This is a genomic window from Streptomyces incanus (assembly GCF_042656345.1).
Lineage (GTDB): Bacteria > Actinomycetota > Actinomycetes > Streptomycetales > Streptomycetaceae > Streptomyces > Streptomyces incanus.
In genome coordinates this window covers 50,034-72,314 of record NZ_JBHSPC010000167.1, presented here as the reverse complement: position 1 = coordinate 72,314, position 22,281 = coordinate 50,034, and the positions used below count along the sequence as shown (strand labels likewise).

The following is a 22,281-nucleotide window of genomic DNA, read 5'->3' as shown; positions in this document are numbered from 1 at the left end:
GGATGTCCGCCCGCAACGAAACCGCCGCGTCCCCCGTCAAGGGGGGCGCGGCCCCGGGCCGCCCGCCCGGGGGCACCGCGTCCGAGAACTCCGAGAACGAGGAGGAGCGGCGCCGGCGCAAGCTGTCCCGTCGCTGGCAGCGCGACATGCGCTGGAGCCCGTACGCCTTCGTCTCCCCGTTCTTCCTGCTCTTCCTCGCCTTCGGCCTGTTCCCGCTGGTCTACACCGGCTGGGCCTCGCTGCACCAGGTCGAGCTGACCGCCCCGACCGACATGGAATGGGTGGGGCTGCGCAACTTCACCCGGATCTTCGACGACGAGTTCTTCTGGAACGCGGCGCGGAACACGCTGACCATCGGCGTCATCTCGACCGTTCCGCAGTTGCTGATGGCGATGGGCATCGCCCACATCCTCAACTACAAGCTGCGCGCCTCGACCTTCTACCGGGTCGCGATGCTCGCGCCGTACGCCACCTCGATCGCCGCCGCCTCCCTGGTGTTCGTGCTGCTCTTCGGGCGCGACTACGGCATGATCAACTGGGCGCTGGACTTCTTCGGGATCAACCCGGTCGACTGGCAGGGCGACAAATGGCCCTCGCAGTTCGCCGTCTCGACCATCATCATCTGGCGCTGGACCGGCTACAACGCGCTGATCTACCTGGCCGCGATGCAGGCGATCCCGCAGGACCTGTACGAGTCGGCGGCGCTGGACGGCGCCAGCCGCTGGAAGCAGTTCCTCCACGTGACGCTGCCGTCGCTGCGCCCGACCATCCTGTTCACGGTCGTGGTGTCCACGATCGGGGCGAGCCAGGTCTTCGGCGAACCGCTGCTGTTCGACGCCAACAAGGGCGCGTCCGGCGGTGCGGAGCACCAGTTCCAGACGCTCGGCCTGTACCTGTACGAGCAGGGCTGGATCAACCAGCACCTGGGCCGCGCCTCGGCGATCGCATGGATGATGTTCCTGATCCTGATCGTCATCGGCATCATCAACTACGTCATCTCGCGCCGGCTGCGCGCCAGTAGTTAAGGAGTTGTGGCCGTGACGACGACGGTGACGCCCCCGCCCCCCGAGACCACGCCCGTCAAGGAGCACAAGCGCTCCCGTCTGCCGAAGTCCGCGCGGGCCGGCGGCACCCTGCACGGCGGTCCGATCGCGTACGCGATCCTGATCGTGTTCACGATCGTCTCGCTGTTCCCGCTGGTGTGGACCGCGATCGCCGCGTCCCGGGACAACCAGCGGCTGGCGCAGACCCCGCCGCCGTTCTGGTTCGGCTCGAACCTGTTCAAGAACCTGGAGCTCGCCTGGACCGACGCCAACCTCGGTGAGGCGTTCCTCAACACCATGATCGTGTCGGGCATTTCGGCGGTGACCGTGGTGACCCTGTCGACGATCGCCGGGTTCGCCTTCGCCAAGCTGCGCTTCAGGGGTCGCGGCGCGCTGATGCTGCTCGTGATCGGCACGATGATGGTGCCGCCGCAGCTCAGCATCATTCCGCTGTACATGATGGTCGCCAAGCTGGACTGGACCGATCAGCTGCAGGCGGTGATCTTCCCGTCGCTGGTGAGCGCGTTCGGTGTGTTCTTCATGCGGCAGTACCTGCTCCAGGCGCTGCCGGACGAGATCATCGAGGCCGCCAGGGTCGACGGTGCGAGCAGCTGGCGCGTGGTCTGGCACGTGGTGTTCCCCGCGGCGCGGCCGGCGATGGCCGTCCTGGGCATGCTGATCTTCGTGCAGACCTGGAACGACTTCCTGTGGCCGTTCCTCGTCCTGACCCAGTCCGGCAACCCGACCGTGCAGGTCGCGGTCGCGGGCCTCGGCCGCGGCTTCACCCCGGACCAGTCCCTGATCATGGCGGGCGCGCTGCTGGGCACGCTGCCGCTGCTGCTGGTCTTCGCGGTCTTCGGCAAGCAGATCGTGGGCGGCATCATGCAGGGCGCGGTCAAGGGCTGACGCGCGCATACCCCTCCACGTACATCCCTTTCCAGGGGGCCGGGTCACCGACGCCTCGGCCCCTGCTCATCCCCTCCCTGCTCCTTTCCCCCTTTCCCATCCCTTTCCCACTCCTTCCCCCTGCTTACTCCGACTCGTAGGTCCTCCACGACCTCCCATGGGAGCGCTTCCATGTCTGACTCCGCAACGCCGGTGACCCCGGCGGCCTTCCCCCCCGCCTTCCTCTGGGGCTCCGCGACCTCCGCTTACCAGATCGAGGGCGCGGTGCGGGAGGACGGACGTACCCCGTCCATCTGGGACACCTTCAGCCACACGCCGGGAAAGACCGCCGGCGGCGAGACCGGTGACATCGCGGTCGACCACTACCACCGCTACCGCGACGACGTGGCGATGATGGCGGACCTGGGCCTGGGCGCCTACCGCTTCTCCATCTCCTGGCCCCGGGTGCAGCCGACCGGCCGCGGCCCCGCCGTGCAGCGCGGCCTGGACTTCTACCGCAAGCTGGTCGACGAGCTGCTGGAGCACGGCATCAAGCCGGCCGTCACCCTCTACCACTGGGACCTGCCGCAGGAGCTGGAGGACGCGGGCGGCTGGCCGGAGCGCGACACCGCCCACCGTTTCGCCGAGTACGCGCAGATCGTCGGCGAGGCGCTCGGCGACCGGGTGGAGCAGTGGATCACGCTCAACGAGCCGTGGTGCAGCGCCTTCCTGGGCTACGCGTCCGGTGTGCACGCGCCCGGCCGTACCGACCCGGCGGCCTCGCTGCGGGCCGCCCACCACCTGAACCTGGCACACGGGCTGGGCACCAAGGCGCTGCGCTCGGCGATGCCGGCCCGCAACTCGATCGCGCTCAGCCTCAACACCTCGGTGGTGCGGCCCCTTTCCCCGAACGACCCGGCGGACCTGGCGGCGGCGCGCAGGATCGACGACCTGTCCGGCGGCATCTTCCACGGCCCGATCCTGCACGGCGCCTACCCGAAGACGCTGCTGGAGGCGACCTCCTCGCTCACCGACTGGTCGTTCGTCCAGGACGGCGACCTGGAGCTGATCCACCAGCCGCTGGACGCGCTGGGACTCAACTACTACACGCCCACCCTGGTGTCGGCGGCGGACCCGGACGCGAAGGGGCCGCGGGCCGACGGTCACGGGGCGAGCGAGCACTCGCCGTGGCCCGCCACGGACGACGTCGCCTTCCACCAGTCTCCGGGCGAGCAGACCGAGATGGGCTGGTCCGTCGACCCGACGGGCCTGTACGACCTGATCATGCGCTACACCCGCGAGGCGCCCGGCCTGCCGCTCTACGTCACCGAGAACGGCGCGGCCTACGACGACAAGCCCGGCGCCGACGGCGCGGTGCACGACCCGGAGCGTGTCGCCTACCTGCACGGCCACCTGTCGGCGGTCCGCCGGGCCATCACCGACGGTGCGGACGTGCGCGGCTACTACCTGTGGTCCCTGATGGACAACTTCGAGTGGGCGTACGGCTACGAGAAGCGCTTCGGCGCGGTCTACGTCGACTACGCGACCCAGCAGCGGACCCCGAAGTCCAGTGCCCTCTGGTACGGCCGGGCGGCCCGCTCGGGAGCCCTGCCGGAACCGGACGGCATCTGACCCTCCCGGGCACGGGGAACCGGGAGCGGGGGAACGGGGCGCGGCGCCCCAGGGGAAGCGCCGCGCCCCACGCGGGTGTCCACATCCCGCCCGGGGCGTGCCCGGGGCCGTCTTCCTGCCGGGCGGTGCCCGGACAGGCACCGGGACGGATGCCCGGGGCAGGGGCGCGCCCCGGCCGGGCGGGAACCGGCCGGGGCGCGCACCGGTGGGTTCTCCCGGTCGGCGCCGGAACGCCGGTTCCGGAAGGCGGGGCCGGAAGACCGGCCCCGGAACCTCAGGCCCGGAACACCGGGTCCAAAACCTCAGGCCCGAAACGCCGGGTCCGAAATCTCAGGCCCAAAACGTCGAGCCCGAAAAGTCGGACCCGAAATCTCAGGCCCGGAACGTCGGCACCAGGCGCCCCGGGCGGCGGCGGCGAACGGTCCCGCGGTGGCCGCGGCCCCGGGCGCGGGGCGCGCCCTCGCGTCCGTCCAGCTGGATCCAGATCCGTACCTCGGTTCCGCCGAGCACCGACGAGCCGATGCGGACGTCCCCGCCGGTGGCCTCCGCGAGACGGCGCACGATGTCCAGGCCGAGCCCGGTGGAGCCGTCGTTGCCGGAGCCCCGGCCGCGGGCCATCGCCGCCTGGGGGTCGGGTATGCCGGGGCCCGCGTCGGAGACGAGCACGATCACCGCGTCCTCGCCGTTGTGCACGTCGACCGCGAAGGCGGTGCCCTCGGGGGTGTGCCGGAACACGTTGCCGAGCAGGGCGTCGAGGGCGGCGGCCAGATCGGCGCGGGCCACGGGGATGCGTACGGGGGTGTCCGCGCCGGCCACCCGCCACTTGCGGCCCTCGTCCTCGGCGAGCGCCGACCAGAACACCATCCGCTCCCGGACCACTTCGGCCGCGTCGCAGCCGGCGCCGGGACCGGCGGCGGCCGTCTGCGGTTTGGCGTCCCGCGCGGTGCGGATGATGGTGTCGACCTCGCGCTCGAGTTGTTCCACCGCCGCGCGGGTCTGTTCGGCGGCCGGTCCGTCGCCGAGCGAGGCGGCGTTCAGCCGCAGCACGGTCAGCGGGGTGCGCAGCCGGTGGGAGAGGTCGGCGGCCAGTTCCCGCTCGTTGGCGAGGAGCTGGACGACCTGGTCGGCCATGGAGTTGAACGCCACGGCAGCCAGCCGCAGTTCGGTCGGCCCCTTCTCGGGCACCCGCGCGCCCAGCTTGCCCTCCCCCAGTTCGTGCGCGCCCTCGACCAGCCGCTGCGCGGGCCGCACCATCCGTACGCCCAGCCGGTCGGCGACCGCGACCGAGCCGAGGACGAGGGCGGCACCTACCGCCGCGAGCACCGCCCAGGCCGTGCCCACCCCGTTGGTGACCTCGGCCTCGGGGACGTACACCTCGACCACGGCGATCTCGCCGCTGCTGAGCGCGACCGGCTGCAACAGCGCGGAGCCGCCGGACACCTTGGAGGTGGAGACGCGCCCCAGGTTCCGTACCGCCTCGATGTCCTCGGCGGTGGCGCGCCGGCGGCCGATGTCGAGGGGCTTCTCGCCGTCCGCCGTGGGGATGTGCACGGCCATCCCGGCGTCGGAGCCGGCGGAGGCGACGACGCGTTCGAGCTGGTCGCGGTCGGTGGTGATGGACAGCGCGGGGGCGACCGCGGCGGCTTCCCGTTCGGCGTTGGAGAAGGCGCGGTCGCGGGCCATCTCGCGGATGACCAGGCCGAGCGGCACCGCGAAGGCGACCACGACCATCGCGGTCACCGCCACGGACACCTTCACCAGGGCCCACCTCATCGCGGCGGCTCCGTCCCGGGGACTCCCGCGGCGGGCGGCTCCAGTTTCACGCCGACGCCCCGCAGGGTGTGCAGATAGCGCGGCCGGGCGGCCGTCTCCCCCAGTTTCCGGCGCAGCCAGGACAGATGGACGTCGATGGTCTGGTCGTCGCCGTACGACTGCTGCCACACCTGGGCGAGGAGTTCCCTGCGGGCGACGACGACTCCGGGCCGCCCGGCGAGGAAGGCGAGGAGGTCGAACTCGCGCCGGGTCAGGTCGAGTCGTACGCCGTCGAGTTCGGCCTGGCGGCGCAGCGGGTCGACGGTCAGGCCGCCGACCCGGATCACCGGGGACGGCGTGGCCTCCCCCGCGAGGGAACGGGCCCGGCGCAGGACGGCCGCCATCCGGGCCGACAGGTGCTCCACCGAGAAGGGTTTGGTCAGGTAGTCGTCCGCGCCGGCGTTCAGCAGCCGTACGACCTCCGCCTCGTCGTCCCGCGCGGTGGCGATGATCACCGGCACGTCCGTGATCCCGCGCAGCATCTTCAGTGCCTCGGAGCCGTCGAGGTCGGGCAGCCCGAGGTCCAGGACGACGACGTCGAAACGGAAATGGGCGACCTCGCGCAGCGCCTCCAGCGCCGTCCCCACGCTGCGCACGGTGTGCGCGGCGTCGGTCAACTGCCGGATGAGCGCCGAGCGTACGAACGGGTCGTCCTCGACCACGAGAACACTTGCCATGGGCGGCACCGTACGCCATGCCGGGCGGGCCGATGCCGGCCTGTGGACAACTCCTGATCCGCGAGGAGGCGCGACACTCTTGGGGCGGGTGAGGCAGTATGGCCGGCGATGCGCAGAGGACTCGTACACCTGTTGGCCTGGCTGCTCGCCACGGGCGCGGCGGTCACGCTGTCGTGGTGGGGGGTGCACACCGTGATGGCGGGCACCGCCTACGACCCTCCGCGTGCGCTGCCCGTCACGGCCGGGGACGCGACGACGCAGGGGACGAAGCCGGTGTCGTCCTCGACCCGGCGCCCGTCCGACGGGGAGACGTCGAAGGACACCGAGGACGACGAGGACGACGAGGGCCGCAAGGACAAGGGCGACAGCAAGGGCACCGAGGACGCGGACGCCAAGGCCCCCGAGTCGTCGCGGCAGTCGGCGGGGGAGCCCGGCGGGACGTCCGCCGCGCCCGGCCCCGAGCCGGAACCGGCCGGTCCCGCACCCGTCGGCGGCGACCCGGCCCCGGCGGCCTCCGGCGAGGTCAAGGCCTACGACACCGCCGGCGGCCGGGCGGTCTTCGACCTCGGTGAGACCTCCGCGTCCTTGGTGTCGGCGACGCCCGGAGCGGGCTGGTCGATGCAGGTGTGGAAGACGGAGTCGTGGATCCGGGTGGAGTTCAGCGCGGGCGCGGAGCGGGTGTCGGTCTTCTGCACCTGGCACGACGGCCCGCCGCGCGTGGAGATCGGCACGTACTGAGGGGGTCAGCGGAACACCGATGCCGGTGGCGCCGGCGAGGCGACCGCCACCAGGTCGGTGACCGGGGCGGCTCCGCCGGTGAAGTCCCTGAGCTCCGGGCCGTGCTGGACACGGCCCGGGTGCGGGTCGGATGCGGCGCGACGGGTCAGTTCGGCGACCGGGAGGGGCGTGTCGGAGGCGACCAGCACGGCGTTGCCGAAGCGCTTGCCGCGCAGGACCGCGGGGTCGGCGATCAGCGCGAGTTCGGCGAACCGGGCGGCGGCGGTGGCGATCTGGCCGCGCAGATGGGCCAGCGGCGGCCCGTCGGCGAGGTTGGCGGCGTAGACGCCGCCGGGGGCGAGGGCCCTGCGGACGTCGTCCAGGAATTCGGTCGAGGTCAGGTGGGCGGGGGTGCGGGCGCCGCTGAACACGTCGGCGACGACGAGTCCGGCCCATCCGTCCGGTACCTTCGCGAGTCCTTCCCTGGCGTCCACCGAGCGCACCCTGATCCGTGACCTGGGATCCACCGGCAGCTCCCGGCGGACCAGTTGCACCAGCTTCGCGTCCCGCTCGACGACCTGCTGGGTGGACCGGGGCCGGGTGGCGGCGACGTACCGGGCGAGGGTGAACGCACCGCCGCCGAGGTGCACGGCCTGCAGGGGCCGGCCGGCCGGTGCGACAGTGTCGACGACGTGTCCGAGCCGCCGCTGGTACTCGAACGAGAGGTACGCCGGGTCGTCCAGGTCGACGTGCGACTGCGGGGCGTCGTCGATCAGCAGCGTCCACGCCCTCGGCCGCTCCCGGTCGGGGATGAGCCGGGCGAGCCCCCCGTCGACGCTCTCGACGACGGTGTCGGCGGCGGCCTGCCCGCGCCCGGAGTTCCTGGTCCTGCCCATGGGGCCATTGTCACCCGACGCCCGCCCGCCCACCGGCCGCCCGCCCACCGGCCGCCCGCGCCGGTTCTCACCGGCAACTGTCCGCCACGTCGATCAGGCGCTGCGCCTCGCCCAGCGCCTCCCGCAGGGCCGCGGGGTCGGTGGCGAGGTCGGCGTCCTCGGGCGGCAGCAGCCAGCCCGAGCCCTCCACCGGCGGCTCGGGGATGGACGCCTCGGAGGTGGGGGGCAGGTGCAGTCCACAACCGCCGGTCTCCCTGCAGGTGCTGCCCGGCACGTCCCACCCCGCGGCCGTCCCCGGCGGCACCAGGAACCCGAGCGTGCACCCGCCGTCGTGCAGGACGGGGCCCATCGCGTCGCCCGCCTCACCGCGCCGGAGGATGTCGACCGCCTCCAGACCCTGGCGGGCCGGAACCGTCACCACGTCGCAGCAGCCCGGCGGCCCGCCGCGCGGCGTTCGGGGTTCACCGCTTCGGCTGTTCGTCATCCCGGCCTCCACATTCCGGCCTCAGCATTTTCGGCCTCCACCCCACGCACTCCCCCGGCCCCGCCCGGACGGACGGGGCCGGGGACCGGAAGCCGAGTGCGTTCCCGGTTCGCCTCCCGGTCCACCGGGTTCAACGCGGCGGACCGGTAATGGCTACGGCGGAACCCAATAGCACAGAATGGCAGTTCATGGCGGATCACGGATGAGATATCCGGTTTGTTGCCAAACTTTGCGTAGTGGCTCCGTCACAGCAGGTACGTTCTTGCCCGCCGGTACCAGAGCAGCGCCGCGCGGTACATGGACGGACCATGACGAACCGCGGGGAACCGCCCTGATGTCCGGCATGGTTCGACGGTTCGCAGAGAGGACCCGGCCATGGCGTCGTCAACGGTGCCCTCGTCACAGCCCGACCGGCCCCCGCGGCCGAATCTCGCCTTCCGGCAACTGCGCGGACCGCGCTCGCCGGCCGAGTTCGCCGCGTCGGTCCGCCGGGCCGCTCGCGAGATCGGCGAGCGGGTCAGCTGTGACGCGCGGTACGTGCACAGGGTGGAGGCGGGCGAGATCCGCTGCCCCAACTACGCCTATGAACGGGTGTTCCTGCACATGTTCCCCGGCCGCACGCTGACCGACCTGGGCTTCGCGCCCCGCTCGTCGGTCCGCGGGCGCCGGACGCGGGACGCCGGGGACACTCCCCCGGCGCCCGTCGGGGCCCCGGTGCTCGTCACGAGTGAGAGCAGCGGGACCCCTGAGCCATATGACACGCAGAACCCGTACCACACGCACCGCGACTACGAGGAGAGCGACGTGCTGCGTCGCGCATTCATGACCGGCGGGGGCGCCACGGTGGCCGCCGCCTCACTGGGCCCGCTCTCGCTCGCCCCGGACGCCTCGGCGGCACAGCGCGCCGTGCGCCGCCCCGGCGCGAGCGACGCCGGAGCCCTGGAAGAAGCCGTCCGCCGCATCCGGGTGCTCGACGACCGGTACGGGGCCGACGGCCTCTACCGGCGGGCCGCCGCACCGCTGCGCGCCGCCTACGCCCTGCTCGACGCCGGCGCGACCCGGCAGCGGACGGCGGACCGGCTGTACGCGGGCGCCGGTGAACTGGCCATCTCCGTGGGCTGGCTGGCGCACGACTCGGGCCGCTTCGACGACGCCCGCTCGCACTACGCGGAGGCGCTGGCGACCGCGCGGGTGACGGGTGACCCGGGGCTCGAGGCGCACGCCTTCTGCAACACGGCGTTCCTCGCCCGCGACGCGGGCCGGCCGCGGGAGGCGGTGCGTGCGGCGCAGGCCGCGCAGCGGGCCGCGCGCCCGCTCGGCTCGCCCCGGCTGATGTCGCTGCTGGCGCTGCGCGAGGCGGGCGGCTGGGCGGGGCTCGCCGACCGGGCGGGCTGCGAGCAGGCGCTGGGCCGCGCGCAGGCCTACTTCGACCGCGGTCCCGCGCCGGCCGACCCGGAGTGGATGACCTTCTACGGGGAGGCCGAGCTGGAGGGCCTGGAGGCGCAGTGCTGGTCCACCCTGGGCGACTGGCCGCGGGCGGCCCGGCACGCGCGGCGGGCGGCGGAGCTCCAGAACCCGCACTTCACCCGCAACATCGCGCTGTACACGGCGGAGCTGGCGGACGACCTGGCGCGCGGCGGACTCCCGGACGAGGCGGCCGCGGCGGGGATGCGGGTACTGGACCTGCTGCCGGAGGTCCAGTCGTCCCGGGTCCGGACGATACTGGAGGGCACCGCCCGCGTCCTGCTCCCGCACCGCCGCGCCTCGGGTGTCTCGGCCTTCCTGGACCGCCACGCCTCACTCCCCCGCGCGGTGTGACCGGCTTCCGCGCGGTGTGACCGGCCCCCGCGCGGGTGACCGGCAGGGACGGCGGCCCGAGGCGTTCAGCCCGCCAGGTGCCCCAGGTCGTTCCAGCTCTCGACGGCCGGTTCCCCGTACGCCCAGCCCAGGACCGACAGCGAGGTCGGGCTGAGGCGGATGCGGGCCGCGAAGTCGAGCGGCAGCCCCAGCCAGCGGGCGCCGATGGAGCGCAGGATGTGCCCGTGGGCGAAGACCAGGACGTCCCGGTCGGCGGAGCGCGCCCAGGCCACCACCTCGTCCGCGCGGGCGGTCACCTCGGCGAGGCTCTCCCCCTCGGGGACACCGTCCCGCCAGATCAGCCAGCCGGGGCGGTCCGCCTGTATCTCTGCGGGGGTCAGGCCCTCGTAGGCGCCGTAATGCCACTCCATGAGGGTGTCCCAGGGCTGCGCGCGCTCGCCGAACCCGGCGAGTTCGCAGGTCTCCCGCGCGCGGGAGAGCGGACTGGTGCGCACCTCGACACCCGGCACCCCGTCGTACGGCGGCCGGTGCAGGCGCTCACCGAGCAGTTTGGCGCCCTGCCGGCCCTCGTCCAGGAGCGGCACGTCGGTCCTGCCGGTGTGCTTGCCGGACAGCGACCACGCGGTCTGTCCGTGCCGGGCCAGCAGCATGCGCGGTGCCATGGGAGACCTTCCAAAGAAATCACAGGTGCAACCCCTCCATCATCGCGCACCCTGGATGTGGGCAACCCGGTGGACGATCGCAGCGTCTATCAGGACCGAGGCGCCTGCACGGGGCGCGTCCACACCGTAGAGTGGCCGACCGCCATGGGGGCGTCGCATGGGAACGAGGGGGAGGGCGATCGGATGCCGCACACCGAGACACCGGGTACCGAAGGGGCCCCGGCGACCCGGCTGCGCTGGTGGACCGAGCTGCCGCTGATCCTTCTCGTGTACGCCTGCTACTCCGCGGGGCGGCTGTTCGCCCGGGGCGATGTCACCGAGGCCGTGAACCACGGCCTGGCGATCCTGCGCGTCGAGCAGGCGCTGTACCTCAACGCCGAGCACCCGCTGAACCGTCTCTTCACGCGCGAGCCGTGGCTGGGGATACCCGCCGACTTCTGGTACGCGTCGCTGCACTACCTGGTGACGCCCGCGCTCCTGATCTGGCTGTTCCGCTCCCGCGCGGCGCACTTCCGCACCGCCCGCACCTGGCTGATGACGTCGACGTTCATCGGGCTGATCGGCTTCACCCTGCTGCCCACCTGCCCGCCCCGGCTGCTCGACGCGAGCCACGGCTTCGTCGACACCATGGCCCAGTACAGCTCGTACGGCTGGTGGGGCGGCGAGGCCAGCGCCCCCAGAGGCCTGGGCGGCCTGACCAACCAGTACGCGGCGATGCCGAGCCTGCACGTGGGCTGGGCCCTGTGGTGCGGTGTGATCCTGTGGCGGCACGGCGGTACGCGCCTGGCGAAGACGGTCGGCGTCGGATATCCGCTGGTGACGGTCGTCGTGGTGATGGGCACCGCCAACCACTACTTCCTCGACGCGGTCGCGGGTGCCGCCGTGATGGGCGCCGGCCTGCTGCTCACGCCGGTCGTGTTGCGGAACACGGGCCGGTTGAAGGCCCACCTGCTGCCACGCTTCGCACCGGTCCCGGTGGCCTCTTCCGCCGCGGGTTCCCCGATTGTCAGTGACGGATGCCAGACTTCCGCGGGTGAGCAATTTCCAGGGCAGCGGCAGCGACAGCTCGAGCCACGGCTCGCCTCCGGAACCGAGCCGGGCGACTCCCCTCCGGCCCGGGGGGAAGACGCCGAGACAGCTGCGGCACCGGCTCGCTGAGCTGCGCGGTCCGGACGTACGGGCCAAGGCGCTGGACGCGCGCGCCCTGGCCGCCCTGGCCGCCAACCCGGGCTGCGAGCGGCGCGCGATCCTCGACGGCGCGGGGGTGGACAAGGCCGCGCTCGCGGGCGCGTTGGGCTCCCCGTCGGTCTTCGGCCAGTCCCAGTTCGCGTTCGTCCGGGGCAACGCGTTCGAGGCCAAGGTCAAGGCCGACGGCGGTACGGAACTGCTGCGGCTGGTCCACGAGAAGCTGGACCGCTTGGCCGAACCACCCACCGCCGCGCGCGTGCCCGACCTGTCCGCGGCGGGTCACGAGGGGCGTGCGGCGCGTACGGAACTGGCGCTGGGCGAGGCCGTCCTGGCGCCGGGCGAGTGGACGCTGCTCGACCATCCGCTGCTCGCGCTGGATGTCGCCGGCTCCCCGGCCTTCCTGGAGCCGGACGCGGTGGTGGTGCACCCGGACGGCAGGTGGACGGTCGTGGAGATCAAGTCCTTCCCCCTGCTCGACGGGTCTGCCGATCCGGCGAAGGTCGGCGCGGCCGCCCGGCAGGCGGCGGTGTACGTCCTCGCGTTGGAGGAGGTCGCCGCCCGCCTCGCCACCGCCCCGGGCGCACCGGGCGAGGCTCCCCGGGTGCGGCACCGGATCCTGCTGGTGTGCCCCAAGGACTTCTCCAACCTGCCGACCGCGTCCGCCGTGGACGTGCGCAAGCAGCGCGCGGTGACCGCCCGCCAGCTGGCCCGGCTCACCCGTGTCGAGAACATCGCGGACGCGCTCCCCGAAGGCACCTGCTTCGCCCCCGAACTGCCCCGCGAGCGGCTGACGGCGTCCGTGGAGTCCGTCCCGGCGAGCTACGCGCCGGAGTGCCTGTCCGCGTGCGAGCTGGCCTTCCACTGCCGGGACCGTTCCCGCGCGCAGGACGCGGTGACCACCCTGGGCCGCCCGGTCCGTGCCGAACTGGGCGGCCTGACCACGGTCGAGGACGTACTGGCGGCGGCCCGGGGCGAACTCGGTGATCCAGGCGATCCGACGGTCGCCGCCCTGCGCAGGGCGGCGGCACTGCGCACGGAGGCACTCACCGGAGCGGAGGCGTTCACCGGCGCGCAGGTCCTCGCCGGCGGGGCGGGAACCGCCCCTGCGGAGGTGGCCCCTTGTCTCTGATCGCCACCCTCGCCCGCCTCGAGGCCGTCAGCGCCGGCCGCGCCCGACCCGCCGCCACCGTCCGGCACCGGCATCTGTCCGAGCGGCCCCTGGTGTTCGTGCCGCTGATCACCGCCGGTGAGGCGGGCGCCCCGCTCGGCGCGCTGGTGGGCACCGAGCGGGACGCGCCCCGGCTGCTGGCCGTACCGCAGCCGCGCGACCGCGACCTCAGGTTCGCGTTCCTGGCCGAACTGGCCGATGTGGTCCTGCCCTACATCGACGGCTGTGCCGAGGCCGTGGAGGCCGCGGAACGCAGCGAGACCGACCCGAAGACCGGCAAGCGGGTCAAGGTCGAGGTCGAACTGTGCGCGGAAGCGCCGCAGTTGATCGTGCCGAGCCGGGCCGGTATCGACCTCGTACGGCTCCTCGGCCGTTCCACGCGGTTCAGGCGCACGGCGGAGCAGGACCCGGAGGCGCCCTTCCCGGCGCCGCCCCGGGTGCCGTTGCTCGGGCGGTGGCTGACGCACTTCGGGGAGCGGGCCCGGGTGCCCGGGTCGTCGCTGCTGCCGGCCGTGACCGATCTGCTGGGCAGGCACTGGGCGACCGGGCAGTCCCCCCTGGAGGACCAGCACCTGGGAGCGCTGCTCGCGTGGATCGACCCGCCCGCGGGCCGCTCGGGAGCCGAGGCCGCGCAGGAGGCGGAGCTGGCGCGGGACGCCGACGGGCAGTTGCGGTGCCCGCCCGCGGGCCCGGCGACCGACCCGGCGTTCGACAACAAGCTGCTCGCCCCGGCGATCGAACGGTACGACCGCGCCCGCACCGCGCTCGCCGCCGCACAGGACGGCTTGGAGGCCGACGAGCGGCTCGGCGCGCTGACAGCGGCGGAGCGGGAGATCCGCGCCCTGGTGGAGAGCCGTACGCGGCCCACCTGGGACGCGGTGTGGCGGGGCCTGGACCTGCTGCGCGCGCTGCCGGAGGGCGCGCGGGTCGAGGAGCGGTGGACGCGCGACCGCTGGTCGTTCACCGGCCACCGGGACCGGGTGCTGGCCGGAGAGCCGCCGCAGCCGCGCCGCGACGACGCGGTGACCGCGGCCAACAAGCTCGCCACGCGCGAGCGGGAGCAGGCCCGGCTGGAAGCGCAGGAGGCCTTGGACGATCCGCTGGTGATGGCGGGCCGGCGGCTGTCCGGGGAGGCGTTCGCGGGCGAGGTCACCGATGTCGTCATGGCGTACAGCGAGAGCAAGCGGCCGAGCCCCCGCCCGCTGGTCACCGTCCGCACGGACGACCGCCCGCACCTCGGCGCGCGGACCCGGGTGTACCGCTCGCTCGGCGGAAAGCCGCAGGCGGCCGAGTTCGTCGGGTACGAGGACGAGGCCGACGGGCACGGGAGGGACGGCGCCGAAGAGGGACCGTCCGGGGAGGGACCGTCCGGGGAGGGACCGTCCGAAAAGGGACCGGCCACCGGCGGGCTGCTCGTCCTGCGGATCATGGACAAGATGGGCCGCGGCAAGGAGCCGGAGGCGGGCTCGGTGCCGGAGAAGGGGGACCGGGTCTGCTTCACGCTGTTCGAGCACGAGCCGCGCGGCGGGGCGAAGCTGCCCGACCCGGAGGAGACGCCGTGGACGCACGGCGGCCCGCCCGGCGCGGAGGCCGTCACCCAGGAGCCCGCCGACCCGGTGACCGAGGAGGACCTGTTGTGACCCACTCATCCGCCGAGGCCGTGTTCGACGCTGGCGCGGCCGCCACCCGTGCCACCGACGCGATCCTGCGCGACACCCTGCACGGCACCGCCCGCGGTGTGGTCGTCGACTCCCCGCCCGGCGCCGGCAAGTCCACCCTCGTGGTCCGCGCGGCGCTGGAACTGGCCGACGCGGGACGCCCGTTGATGGTGGTGGCACAGACCAACGCCCAGGTCGACGACCTGGTGCTGCGGCTCGCCGAGAAGAACCCGGCCCTGCCGGTCGGCCGGCTGCACAGCAGCGACACCGACCCGTACGACAGGGCGCTCGACGGGCTGGACAACGTCCGCAAGTCGGCGAAGGCGGCCGACCTCGCCGGGCTCGACGTGGTCGTCTCGACGGCCGCCAAGTGGGCGCACGTCAAGGGCGTCGAGCCGTGGGCGCACGCGATCGTCGACGAGGCGTACCAGATGCGTTCGGACGCGCTGCTCGCCGTGGCCGGGCTGTTCGAGCGGGCACTGTTCGTGGGGGATCCGGGGCAGCTGGACCCGTTCTCGATCGTGGGCAGCGAGCAGTGGGCGGGGCTGTCGTACGACCCGTCCGCGTCCGCCGTGACCACGCTGCTCGCACACAATCCCGAGCTGCCGCAGCACCGTCTGCCGGTGTCGTGGCGGCTGCCCGCCTCGGCGGCGCCCCTGGTGTCGGACGCGTTCTACCCGTACACGCCGTTCCGCAGCGGCACCGGGCACGGCGACCGGCGGCTCGCGCTCGGGGTCCCGTCGGACGGTTCGGGGCCCGACCGGGTGATCGACGAGGCCGCCGAGTCCGGCTGGGGCCTGCTGGAGCTGCCCGCCCGGCACACCCCGCGCACCGACCCGGAGGCGGTGCGGGCGGTGGCGCTGGTGGTCCGCCGGCTGCTGGACCGGGAGGGCGCGTCGGTCTCGGAGCGGTCCCCGAAGGCCGTGCCGCTGACCGCCGACCGGATCGCCGTCGGCACCGCGCACCGCGACCAGGCGGCGGCGGTACGGGCGGCGCTGGCCGAGCTGGGGGCGGCGGACGTCACCGTCGACACGGCGAACCGGCTCCAGGGGCGGGAGTTCGACGTCACGGTGGTGCTGCACCCGCTGTCCGGCCGCCCCGACGCCACCGCCTTCCACCTGGAGACGGGCCGGCTGTGCGTGCTCGCCTCCCGGCACCGGCACGCCTGCATCGTGGTGTGCCGGGCGGGCGTCGGCGAACTGCTGGACGCGTACCCGTCGACGGAACCGGTCCAGCTGGGCACCCTCGTGAAGTTCCCGGACGGCTGGGAGGCCCATCACGCGGTCCTCGCCCACCTCGCGCGGCACCGGGTCGCCTGGCAGCCCTGACCGCCGCTCCGGCACCTGCCCGCCGGACGATCAGCACAGCGCCACCCGATCCACCGGACGGAGCCCGGCACACCGCCGGAGACGACCGATGACGACAGCCCCGGACGGCCGGGAAGCCCCTCACCCGGACCTCGCCCACCTCACGCGGCACCGGGTCGCCCGGCAGCCCTGACCCCACCGGTCCCGAGGCCCTCTTGCGGGGCGCGGGAGAATGGAAGGTGGCCCGCTCCTCCCAGTGGGTCGAAACGCACGCACGAGCAAGGACGAAGGAGAAGACATGGCGGAGCCCACGCCGCGTCGGGACGAACCGCGGCTACGCCCCGCGCCCCTGCTGTTCGAGCCCACGGCAGCGGCCGCCGATCCGGAGCATTTCTTCGACCTGGAGTCGATCGACGACCCGCGCGCACTGCTGGAGCGGGCGACGGAACTGACACTCGCGTTCCGTGCGGCGGCGGACCGGGCGATGGAGTTCCAGGCGATGGCGGCGGCCCAGCTGGCCGACCCCCGGCGCTTCGACCGGCTGACGACCGCCGACATCGCCGAGCGGGCCGAGTGGACCGAGGACTACGCGAAGAAGATGGCCGAGTTCGGCCGGGACCTGCTGCGCGGGGGCGAGGGCCGGGACCCCATAGACCCCGTGTGAGGCGCGACGCCCCCCGTACGGCCGCCCCACCGGACCCCGTGTTCACCCGGTCGAACAGGTGTGGCATATGCCAGGTGGGCACGATACCTCCCTCCCCTCCCTCGCGTCCCCGATTCCCGCAACCCTGGGAAACCGTTCCCTCACCGCCGGTAGACAGACGGCATGAGCAGTACACGCAACGCCCCCGATGTCAGCCGTCTCCCCGGTGACCCCGGTGACTCCGGCGCCACCGGTGCCACCGGGGTCACCCCGGACGGTGCCGCCTGGCTCGCCTCCGCAGGAACGTATCCGCGCAGCACCCTCTCCCTCTGGGAGGAGCGGCCGGGCGCGCCGATCGTGCTGCCCTGCGGCTCCGTCTTCGATGTGGTGAGCGCGCCCTCCACCTTCGGGCGCCGGATGCTGGACCGGATGTGGGACGAGGGGCCGGGCTCGGGTCCGGTGGCCGGGTTCCGCGGCCGGATGCTGCTGTTCGCGGCGCCCGGCACCGCCCAGCGGCTGCCCGCGCTGCTGGGGTGGGAGGAGTGGGACGCCCGCGGCAGGGACACCGGGGGAGCCGGCCGTACGGGCGCGGTTCCGCCGCTGCTGTGCCACGGCACCGGAGACGCGGTGACCGTTCCGGCCCCGGCTCCCGACGCCCGCGCGGACCGCTCCGGCTCACGCTGGCTGGTGGCCCCGGACACGCGTCACCCCTGGCTGCCGGGCCCGGAGGTGCTGCTCTGGGCGGCCGTACGGGCGGCCCGCGCGGCCGTGCGGATATCGATTTTTCCTCCCGCCGATCAGGGTGCTAATGTCTACGACGTCAGCAGGCGCCGCTAGCTCAGTTGGTTAGAGCAGCTGACTCTTAATCAGCGGGTCCGGGGTTCGAGTCCCTGGCGGCGCACGACACGGAAAGGCCTCTTGCCACAGCAAGAGGCCTTTTACGCGTCTCCTCCACCCACGCCCGCACTCCCGCCCCCGCCTCTGTCCCGGCCGGCGCTGATCTGCACCGTCCAGGCGCCCGAGGCCGTGCGCTCCTCCACCTCCACCCGTACGCCCTCCCCCGGCACCGTGAAGCTCTCGCCGAGGGCGACCGGGGCGTCCGCGAGGGGCGGGTAGACCGAGTTCCCCCAGCAGGCCCCCGTGTGCGAGTGGGCGTCGATCACCTGGACCGGGCCGCCACCGGACCGGGTGGTGACACGCACCCGGTAGACCAGTACCCCCGACCGGCAGGCGCCCGCGTCGTCGCCGACCGGGCCCCGCGCCTCGAAGGCGAGCACGGTGTCCGGGCCGGTGCGCACCACCGCGAGCTTGGTGCCCCGGCCCAGCCCGAAGGACGGCGCCCCGGGTCCCGCCCCCAGCGGTTCCAGCGTCAGCCGTACCGGCCCCGAGCCCTGCACGCACCGCACCTGCCGGGGCTCCAGCCAGCCCAGCTTCCACTTGTGCCAGCCGAGCAGGTCGGGCGCGAGCCCGAACTGGCTGCCCATCAGGTCCCAGTCGCCGACATGGGTGTCCCAGTCGCCCTTGCCGTCCACGGGCCGGTGGTAGAGGTCGGGGAGGTCGAAGACATGGCCGGTCTCGTGGGCGAGGACCAGCCGGTCCGGGGGGTGGTCCTCGAACACGGTGACGACCCGGCGGATGTCGGTGCCGTCCGCCCGCAGCGGGGTGTCCAGGTTGACGACCTTCGTGGCGTCGGAGTCCACACCGGGCGCGTCCGGGTCGGCGACGAAGTACACGATGTCGTACCGCGAGAAGTCGACCCGCGGGTCCGCCGCGGCGAGCGCGTCGCGCAGATAGGCGGACCGGTGCCGCATGGTCCAGTCACGCCGTATGGCGTACGCGGTGGACGGGCGCGGCATCCGGATCCAGTCGCGCAGGGCGTGCGAGTCCAGGGAGAACCGGCCGTAGGAGGCCCGGTGGAAGAAGTCGCCGGTGGCGGGGAAGTGGTCGGCGGCCAGCTCCTCGGGGGTGGTCAGCGGGCGCGAGTCCGGGAAGGACAGGAACACCATGACCGCGTGCAGCCGGCCGGTCGGGCGGGGGTAGGCGGCGTTCCAGGTGTCCAGGCCCTCGGAGTGGTGCGCGTCGGTGCGGGTCAGGGCGCACGGCGCCGCGGAGAACGGTTCGGTCATGGCGGGGGCGGTCACCATGGAGGTCGCCGCGAGCGCCGACATGGTGGTGCACACGGCCGTGGTACCGCGCAGCCGGGCGCGCGCCGGCGGACCGCCGAATCCCAGCCGGTCCGACCTCGGGAGCCCCGCCCTCAGCCGCCCCGTCACCCCCGGACGGCCCAACCCCCTCGGAGTCTCACGGCCGAGTCCTCTCAGGGGGAGCTGACGCGGCACGGAGACCTCCGGGAGACGGTTCACGGGACACCGCACCCAGACTGGGATAGTTTGCAGTAATACGCCCTGTTTATCTACACCGGACGAGTGAGGGGCCGCGCAGTCCATTCACGGATGACATCCCGAACCACTCACGGAACGTCACAACTGGTCGGAGGCCCGAAGAAGTCGCCCACCTCCGAGCAGAAACGATCTGGCAGAGATGCGGGACCGTCCTGGACACTGGACAGTGACTGGAACGGCTTCAGGGAGGCCTCTATGATCGGCACACTTTCCTGAGACATTCCTGAGGCTTTCCGGCACGGACGGCGATCGAGTGCACGGCGGGAGCGAGCGGTGAGCGGAACGTCCCAAGGGCCGACGCCCGCAGCAGATCCCAACCGGCCGACCGTCACGGAGGGTGAGATCACTGCCCCGCCCCGTACCGGTCGTGCCGGCCTCCCCCCGCCTCCGTCGTACCGCTCGGTCTTCGCGGCCGCTCCGCTCGCCATGGCCGTGGTCGGCCGTGACGGCAGGGTGATCAGCGCCAACGGTACGCTCGCCGCCCTGCTGGGCCGCGCCCCGGACACCCTGACCGGTGCGGTCGCCGCCGACCTGGTGGACCTCCCCTCCGACGCCCGCGCCTGGCACGCCTACCGCGACCTGCTGAGCGGCCTGCAGGGCCGGCTGCGCTGCACGCGCCGGCTCAAGCACCCCGAGGGGCACTCCCTGTGGGTGCAGGTGTCGGTCACCCCGCTCCCCCCGGACGACGGTGCCGCCCACGGCGAACACGAGGAACACGGCGAGCACGACGCGCACGGCGTGCTGCTCTCGGTCGCCGACGTCAGCTCCCGTCATGAACTCCAGTCCCGGCTGCGGCACTTGCAGATGCACGACCCGGTGACGCGGCTACCCAACCGCACCCTGTTCTTCGAACGGCTGACGGCCGCCCTGGAGGCGGAGTCCTACGAGCAGAGCGGCACCGGCCGGATCGGGCTCTGCTCCCTGGACCTCGACGGCTTCAAAGCCATCAACGACGCCCTGGGCCACCGCGTCGGCGACCGGCTGCTGGCCGCCGTCGCCGAACGGCTGACGCTGTGCGCCGAGGAGGCGGGCCGGGCCAGGGCCGGCACCCCGCTGGTGGCCCGGCTCGGCGGAGACGAGTTCGCCCTGCTGGTCGAGGACTCCACGGGCACCGAACAGCTCGCCGACCTCGCCGAGTCGGTGCTCGCCGCGATCCAGGACCCCTTCGACGTGGCCGGCCAGCGGCTGTCGGTGTCGGCGTCCATCGGTGTGGTCGAACGGCACGCGGCCGGGACCACGCCCACCGCGCTGATGCAGGCCGCCGACACGACCCTCTACTGGGCGAAGGCCGACGGCAAGTCCCGCTGGACGCTGTTCGACCCGGAGCGCAACGCGCACCGCATGACCCGCCAGGCCCTCGCCTCCACACTCCGCCCCGCCGTCGAACGGGGCGAGTTCGCCCTGGAGTACCAGCCGCTGGTCGGCATGGAGGACGACCGGGTGCACGGGGTGGAGGCCCTGGTCCGCTGGAACCATCCGCAGTTCGGCACACTGACGCCGAATCGGTTCATCTCCATCGCCGAGGAGGACGGCTCGATCGTCAAGCTCGGCCGCTGGGTGCTGCGCACCGCCTGCCGACAGGCCCGCAGCTGGCAGGTCGAGCATCCCGAGGAGCCGCCGATCTTCGTCAGCGTGAATGTGGCGGTCCGCCAGGTCTGGGACTCCGACCTGGTGGCGGACGTCGCCGAGACCCTGAAGGAGACGGGCCTGGCGCCGCAGCTGCTCCAGCTGGAGCTGACCGAGTCCGCGGTGATGGGCTCCTCGGGCCGGCCGCTCCAGGCGCTGACCGCGCTCAGCGACATGGGCGTACGCATCGCCATCGACGACTTCGGCACCGGCTACTCGAACCTGGCCTACCTCAGCCGGCTCCCGGTGTCGGTGCTGAAACTGGACGGCGCCTTCGTCCGCGGCTTCCAGTACGAGGACCGGGCCGCGGCGCCCAGCCCGGCGGACGAGGCCATCGTCGAGGCGATGGTGCAACTCGCCCACCGGCTGGGGCTGACGGTCACCGCGGAGTGCGTGGAGACCTCGGCGCAGGCCACCCGGCTGCGCCGGATCGGGTGCGACACCGGTCAGGGCTGGCTGTACTCCCGTCCGGTACCGCCGGACCGCATCTCCGAACTGCTGGGCACCCCGGGGGTTCAGGCGGACGTCGTCGGCAACCCGTAGGCGTCCGCGATGAGTTCGTAGGACCGCAGGCGTACGTCACTGCTGTGCGCGTTGGCCGTGATCATCAGCTCGTCGGCGCCGGTGCGCTTGTGCAGGTCGTCCAGACCGGCGCGGACCTCGTCCGGCGTGCCGTACACGACGTTGGCGTTCCACGAGTCGACGAAGTCCTGCTCCATCGGCGAGAAGGGATGCGCCTCCGCCTCCTCGGGCGTGGGAACCAGGCCGGGGCGGCCGGTGCGCAGCCGGACCATGTTGAGCGCGGCGGCCAGGACCTGGCGCCGGGCCTCCTCCTCGTCCTCGGTCGCGAGCGCGGAGACGCCTATCAGGGCGTAGGGCTCGTCGAGGACGTCGCTCGGGCTGAACGACTCGCGGTAGAGGTCCAGCGCGGGAACCGTGTTCTGCGCCGAGAAGTGGTGGGCGAAGGCGAAGGGCAGACCGAGCATGCCGGCCAGCCGTGCGCTGAACCCGGAGGAACCGAGCAGCCAGACCGGCGGGCGGTGCGGCGACTGCACCCCGCCCGGCGAGGTCGCCTGGACCGGGCCGGGGACGGCGTGGATCCGGCGGTAGCGGTGACCGTCGGGGAAGTCGTCGTCCAGGAAGCGGATCAGCTCGGCGAGCTGCTGGGGGAAGTCGTCGGCGCCCTCGTTCAGCCTCTCGGTACGGCGCAGCGCGGCGGCGGTGGCGCCGTCGGTGCCGGGGGCGCGGCCGAGGCCCAGGTCGATCCGGCCGGGGGCCATGGCCTCCAGGGTGCCGAACTGCTCGGCGATGACGAGCGGGGCGTGGTTGGGCAGCATCACCCCGCCCGAACCGAGCCGGATGCGCTCGGTGTGCGCGGCGAGGTGGGCGAGGATCACGGCCGGGGACGAGGACGCCACACCCGGCATGGAGTGGTGCTCGGCGACCCAGTGGCGGTGGAAGCCGCGCGCCTCGGCGAGCCGGGCGAGAGCGACACTGGTGCGCAGCGCGTCGGAGGCGGTCTGACCGGCGCCGACCGTGACCAGGTCCAGCACGGACAGCGGAACGGGCGCCGAGCCGTGCGTCACGCCTCGAATCTCGTCGGCTCCTCGGCCCTCGGCGCCTGCGGTGTCGTCTGCGGCCACGGTGGGGTGCCTCCTGTTTC

Annotated in this window: 19 protein-coding genes and 1 tRNA gene; 13 read left to right on the top strand and 7 right to left on the bottom strand. The window is 73.3% G+C overall.

The window, feature by feature from the left end:
- The first annotated feature begins 2 nt into the window (after positions 1 to 2).
- The 3 genes from ACFP2V_RS38080 (at position 3) to ACFP2V_RS38070 (ending at position 3,560) form a co-directional block, all read left to right on the top strand.
- Positions 3 to 1,025, top strand: a complete 1,023-nt coding sequence (locus tag ACFP2V_RS38080; RefSeq protein WP_381221358.1) for a carbohydrate ABC transporter permease — start codon at positions 3 to 5, stop codon at positions 1,023 to 1,025.
- Between the two features lie 12 nt (positions 1,026 to 1,037).
- Positions 1,038 to 1,949: a carbohydrate ABC transporter permease gene (locus ACFP2V_RS38075; RefSeq protein ID WP_381221144.1), complete on the top strand. Its 912-nt coding sequence runs from the start codon at positions 1,038 to 1,040 to the stop codon at positions 1,947 to 1,949.
- A gap of 171 nt (positions 1,950 to 2,120) precedes the next feature.
- Complete coding sequence (locus ACFP2V_RS38070; RefSeq protein ID WP_381221141.1) at positions 2,121 to 3,560, top strand: GH1 family beta-glucosidase; 1,440 nt, start codon at positions 2,121 to 2,123, stop codon at positions 3,558 to 3,560.
- A 372-nt stretch (positions 3,561 to 3,932) separates the two neighbouring features.
- Here ACFP2V_RS38070 and ACFP2V_RS38065 read toward each other — a convergent pair whose 3' ends face one another.
- Together ACFP2V_RS38065 and ACFP2V_RS38060 are read right to left on the bottom strand one after the other, a co-directional pair.
- Positions 3,933 to 5,333: a sensor histidine kinase gene (locus tag ACFP2V_RS38065; RefSeq protein ID WP_381221138.1), complete on the bottom strand. Its 1,401-nt coding sequence runs from the start codon at positions 5,331 to 5,333 to the stop codon at positions 3,933 to 3,935.
- Entirely contained in the window at positions 5,330 to 6,049 is a 720-nt protein-coding gene (locus tag ACFP2V_RS38060) for a response regulator transcription factor (RefSeq protein WP_381221135.1), read from the bottom strand. Before ACFP2V_RS38060 ends, ACFP2V_RS38065 begins: the two co-directional genes overlap by 4 nt.
- Before the next feature lie 108 nt (positions 6,050 to 6,157).
- Between ACFP2V_RS38060 and ACFP2V_RS38055 the strand changes: the two genes are divergently transcribed.
- On the top strand, positions 6,158 to 6,787 hold the full coding sequence (locus ACFP2V_RS38055; protein WP_381221132.1) for a hypothetical protein: 630 nt from the start codon (positions 6,158 to 6,160) through the stop codon (positions 6,785 to 6,787).
- A 5-nt stretch (positions 6,788 to 6,792) separates the two neighbouring features.
- On the opposite strand, the gene ACFP2V_RS38050 is transcribed toward ACFP2V_RS38055, so the two are convergent.
- Both ACFP2V_RS38050 and ACFP2V_RS38045 read right to left on the bottom strand, forming a co-directional pair.
- The gene (locus tag ACFP2V_RS38050) at positions 6,793 to 7,662 is read right to left on the bottom strand and encodes a spermidine synthase (protein ID WP_381221129.1); all 870 of its coding nucleotides are present in this window, start codon (positions 7,660 to 7,662) and stop codon (positions 6,793 to 6,795) included.
- 67 nt (positions 7,663 to 7,729) lie between these two features.
- Positions 7,730 to 8,146: a hypothetical protein gene (locus ACFP2V_RS38045; protein ID WP_381221127.1), complete on the bottom strand. Its 417-nt coding sequence runs from the start codon at positions 8,144 to 8,146 to the stop codon at positions 7,730 to 7,732.
- A gap of 375 nt (positions 8,147 to 8,521) precedes the next feature.
- On the opposite strand from ACFP2V_RS38045, the gene ACFP2V_RS38040 reads away from it, so the two are divergent.
- On the top strand, positions 8,522 to 9,964 hold the full coding sequence (locus tag ACFP2V_RS38040; RefSeq protein ID WP_381221124.1) for a hypothetical protein: 1,443 nt from the start codon (positions 8,522 to 8,524) through the stop codon (positions 9,962 to 9,964).
- Positions 9,965 to 10,029: 65 nt separating this feature from the next.
- Here ACFP2V_RS38040 and ACFP2V_RS38035 read toward each other — a convergent pair whose 3' ends face one another.
- On the bottom strand, positions 10,030 to 10,626 hold the full coding sequence (locus ACFP2V_RS38035; RefSeq protein ID WP_381221122.1) for a histidine phosphatase family protein: 597 nt from the start codon (positions 10,624 to 10,626) through the stop codon (positions 10,030 to 10,032).
- Positions 10,627 to 10,809: 183 nt separating this feature from the next.
- Between ACFP2V_RS38035 and ACFP2V_RS38030 the strand changes: the two genes are divergently transcribed.
- From ACFP2V_RS38030 to ACFP2V_RS38000, 7 genes are all read left to right on the top strand, one after another.
- Positions 10,810 to 11,784, top strand: a complete 975-nt coding sequence (locus ACFP2V_RS38030) for a phosphatase PAP2 family protein (protein WP_381221120.1) — start codon at positions 10,810 to 10,812, stop codon at positions 11,782 to 11,784.
- Complete coding sequence (locus ACFP2V_RS38025; RefSeq protein ID WP_381221355.1) at positions 11,765 to 12,943, top strand: hypothetical protein; 1,179 nt, start codon at positions 11,765 to 11,767, stop codon at positions 12,941 to 12,943. Before ACFP2V_RS38030 ends, ACFP2V_RS38025 begins: the two co-directional genes overlap by 20 nt.
- The gene (locus ACFP2V_RS38020) at positions 12,934 to 14,622 is read left to right on the top strand and encodes a hypothetical protein (RefSeq protein WP_381221118.1); all 1,689 of its coding nucleotides are present in this window, start codon (positions 12,934 to 12,936) and stop codon (positions 14,620 to 14,622) included. The genes ACFP2V_RS38025 and ACFP2V_RS38020 overlap by 10 nt, the downstream gene beginning before the upstream one ends.
- Positions 14,619 to 15,968, top strand: coding sequence for an AAA domain-containing protein (locus ACFP2V_RS38015; protein ID WP_381221115.1), 1,350 nt, complete (start codon positions 14,619 to 14,621; stop codon positions 15,966 to 15,968). Before ACFP2V_RS38020 ends, ACFP2V_RS38015 begins: the two co-directional genes overlap by 4 nt.
- Before the next feature lie 277 nt (positions 15,969 to 16,245).
- Positions 16,246 to 16,611, top strand: a complete 366-nt coding sequence (locus ACFP2V_RS38010) for a hypothetical protein (protein WP_381221112.1) — start codon at positions 16,246 to 16,248, stop codon at positions 16,609 to 16,611.
- A 162-nt stretch (positions 16,612 to 16,773) separates the two neighbouring features.
- Positions 16,774 to 17,427, top strand: a complete 654-nt coding sequence (locus ACFP2V_RS38005; protein ID WP_381221109.1) for a bifunctional DNA primase/polymerase — start codon at positions 16,774 to 16,776, stop codon at positions 17,425 to 17,427.
- Positions 17,418 to 17,491 (top strand) — tRNA-Lys (locus ACFP2V_RS38000). The genes ACFP2V_RS38005 and ACFP2V_RS38000 overlap by 10 nt, the downstream gene beginning before the upstream one ends.
- A gap of 37 nt (positions 17,492 to 17,528) precedes the next feature.
- Here ACFP2V_RS38000 and ACFP2V_RS37995 read toward each other — a convergent pair.
- Complete coding sequence (locus tag ACFP2V_RS37995) at positions 17,529 to 18,929, bottom strand: M6 family metalloprotease domain-containing protein (protein ID WP_381221352.1); 1,401 nt, start codon at positions 18,927 to 18,929, stop codon at positions 17,529 to 17,531.
- Between the two features lie 336 nt (positions 18,930 to 19,265).
- Between ACFP2V_RS37995 and ACFP2V_RS37990 the strand changes: the two genes are divergently transcribed.
- On the top strand, positions 19,266 to 21,161 hold the full coding sequence (locus ACFP2V_RS37990; RefSeq protein WP_381221106.1) for a putative bifunctional diguanylate cyclase/phosphodiesterase: 1,896 nt from the start codon (positions 19,266 to 19,268) through the stop codon (positions 21,159 to 21,161).
- On the opposite strand, the gene ACFP2V_RS37985 is transcribed toward ACFP2V_RS37990, so the two are convergent.
- Complete coding sequence (locus ACFP2V_RS37985; RefSeq protein ID WP_381221102.1) at positions 21,134 to 22,261, bottom strand: LLM class flavin-dependent oxidoreductase; 1,128 nt, start codon at positions 22,259 to 22,261, stop codon at positions 21,134 to 21,136. The genes ACFP2V_RS37990 and ACFP2V_RS37985 overlap by 28 nt on opposite strands.
- Positions 22,262 to 22,281 lie beyond the last annotated feature (20 nt).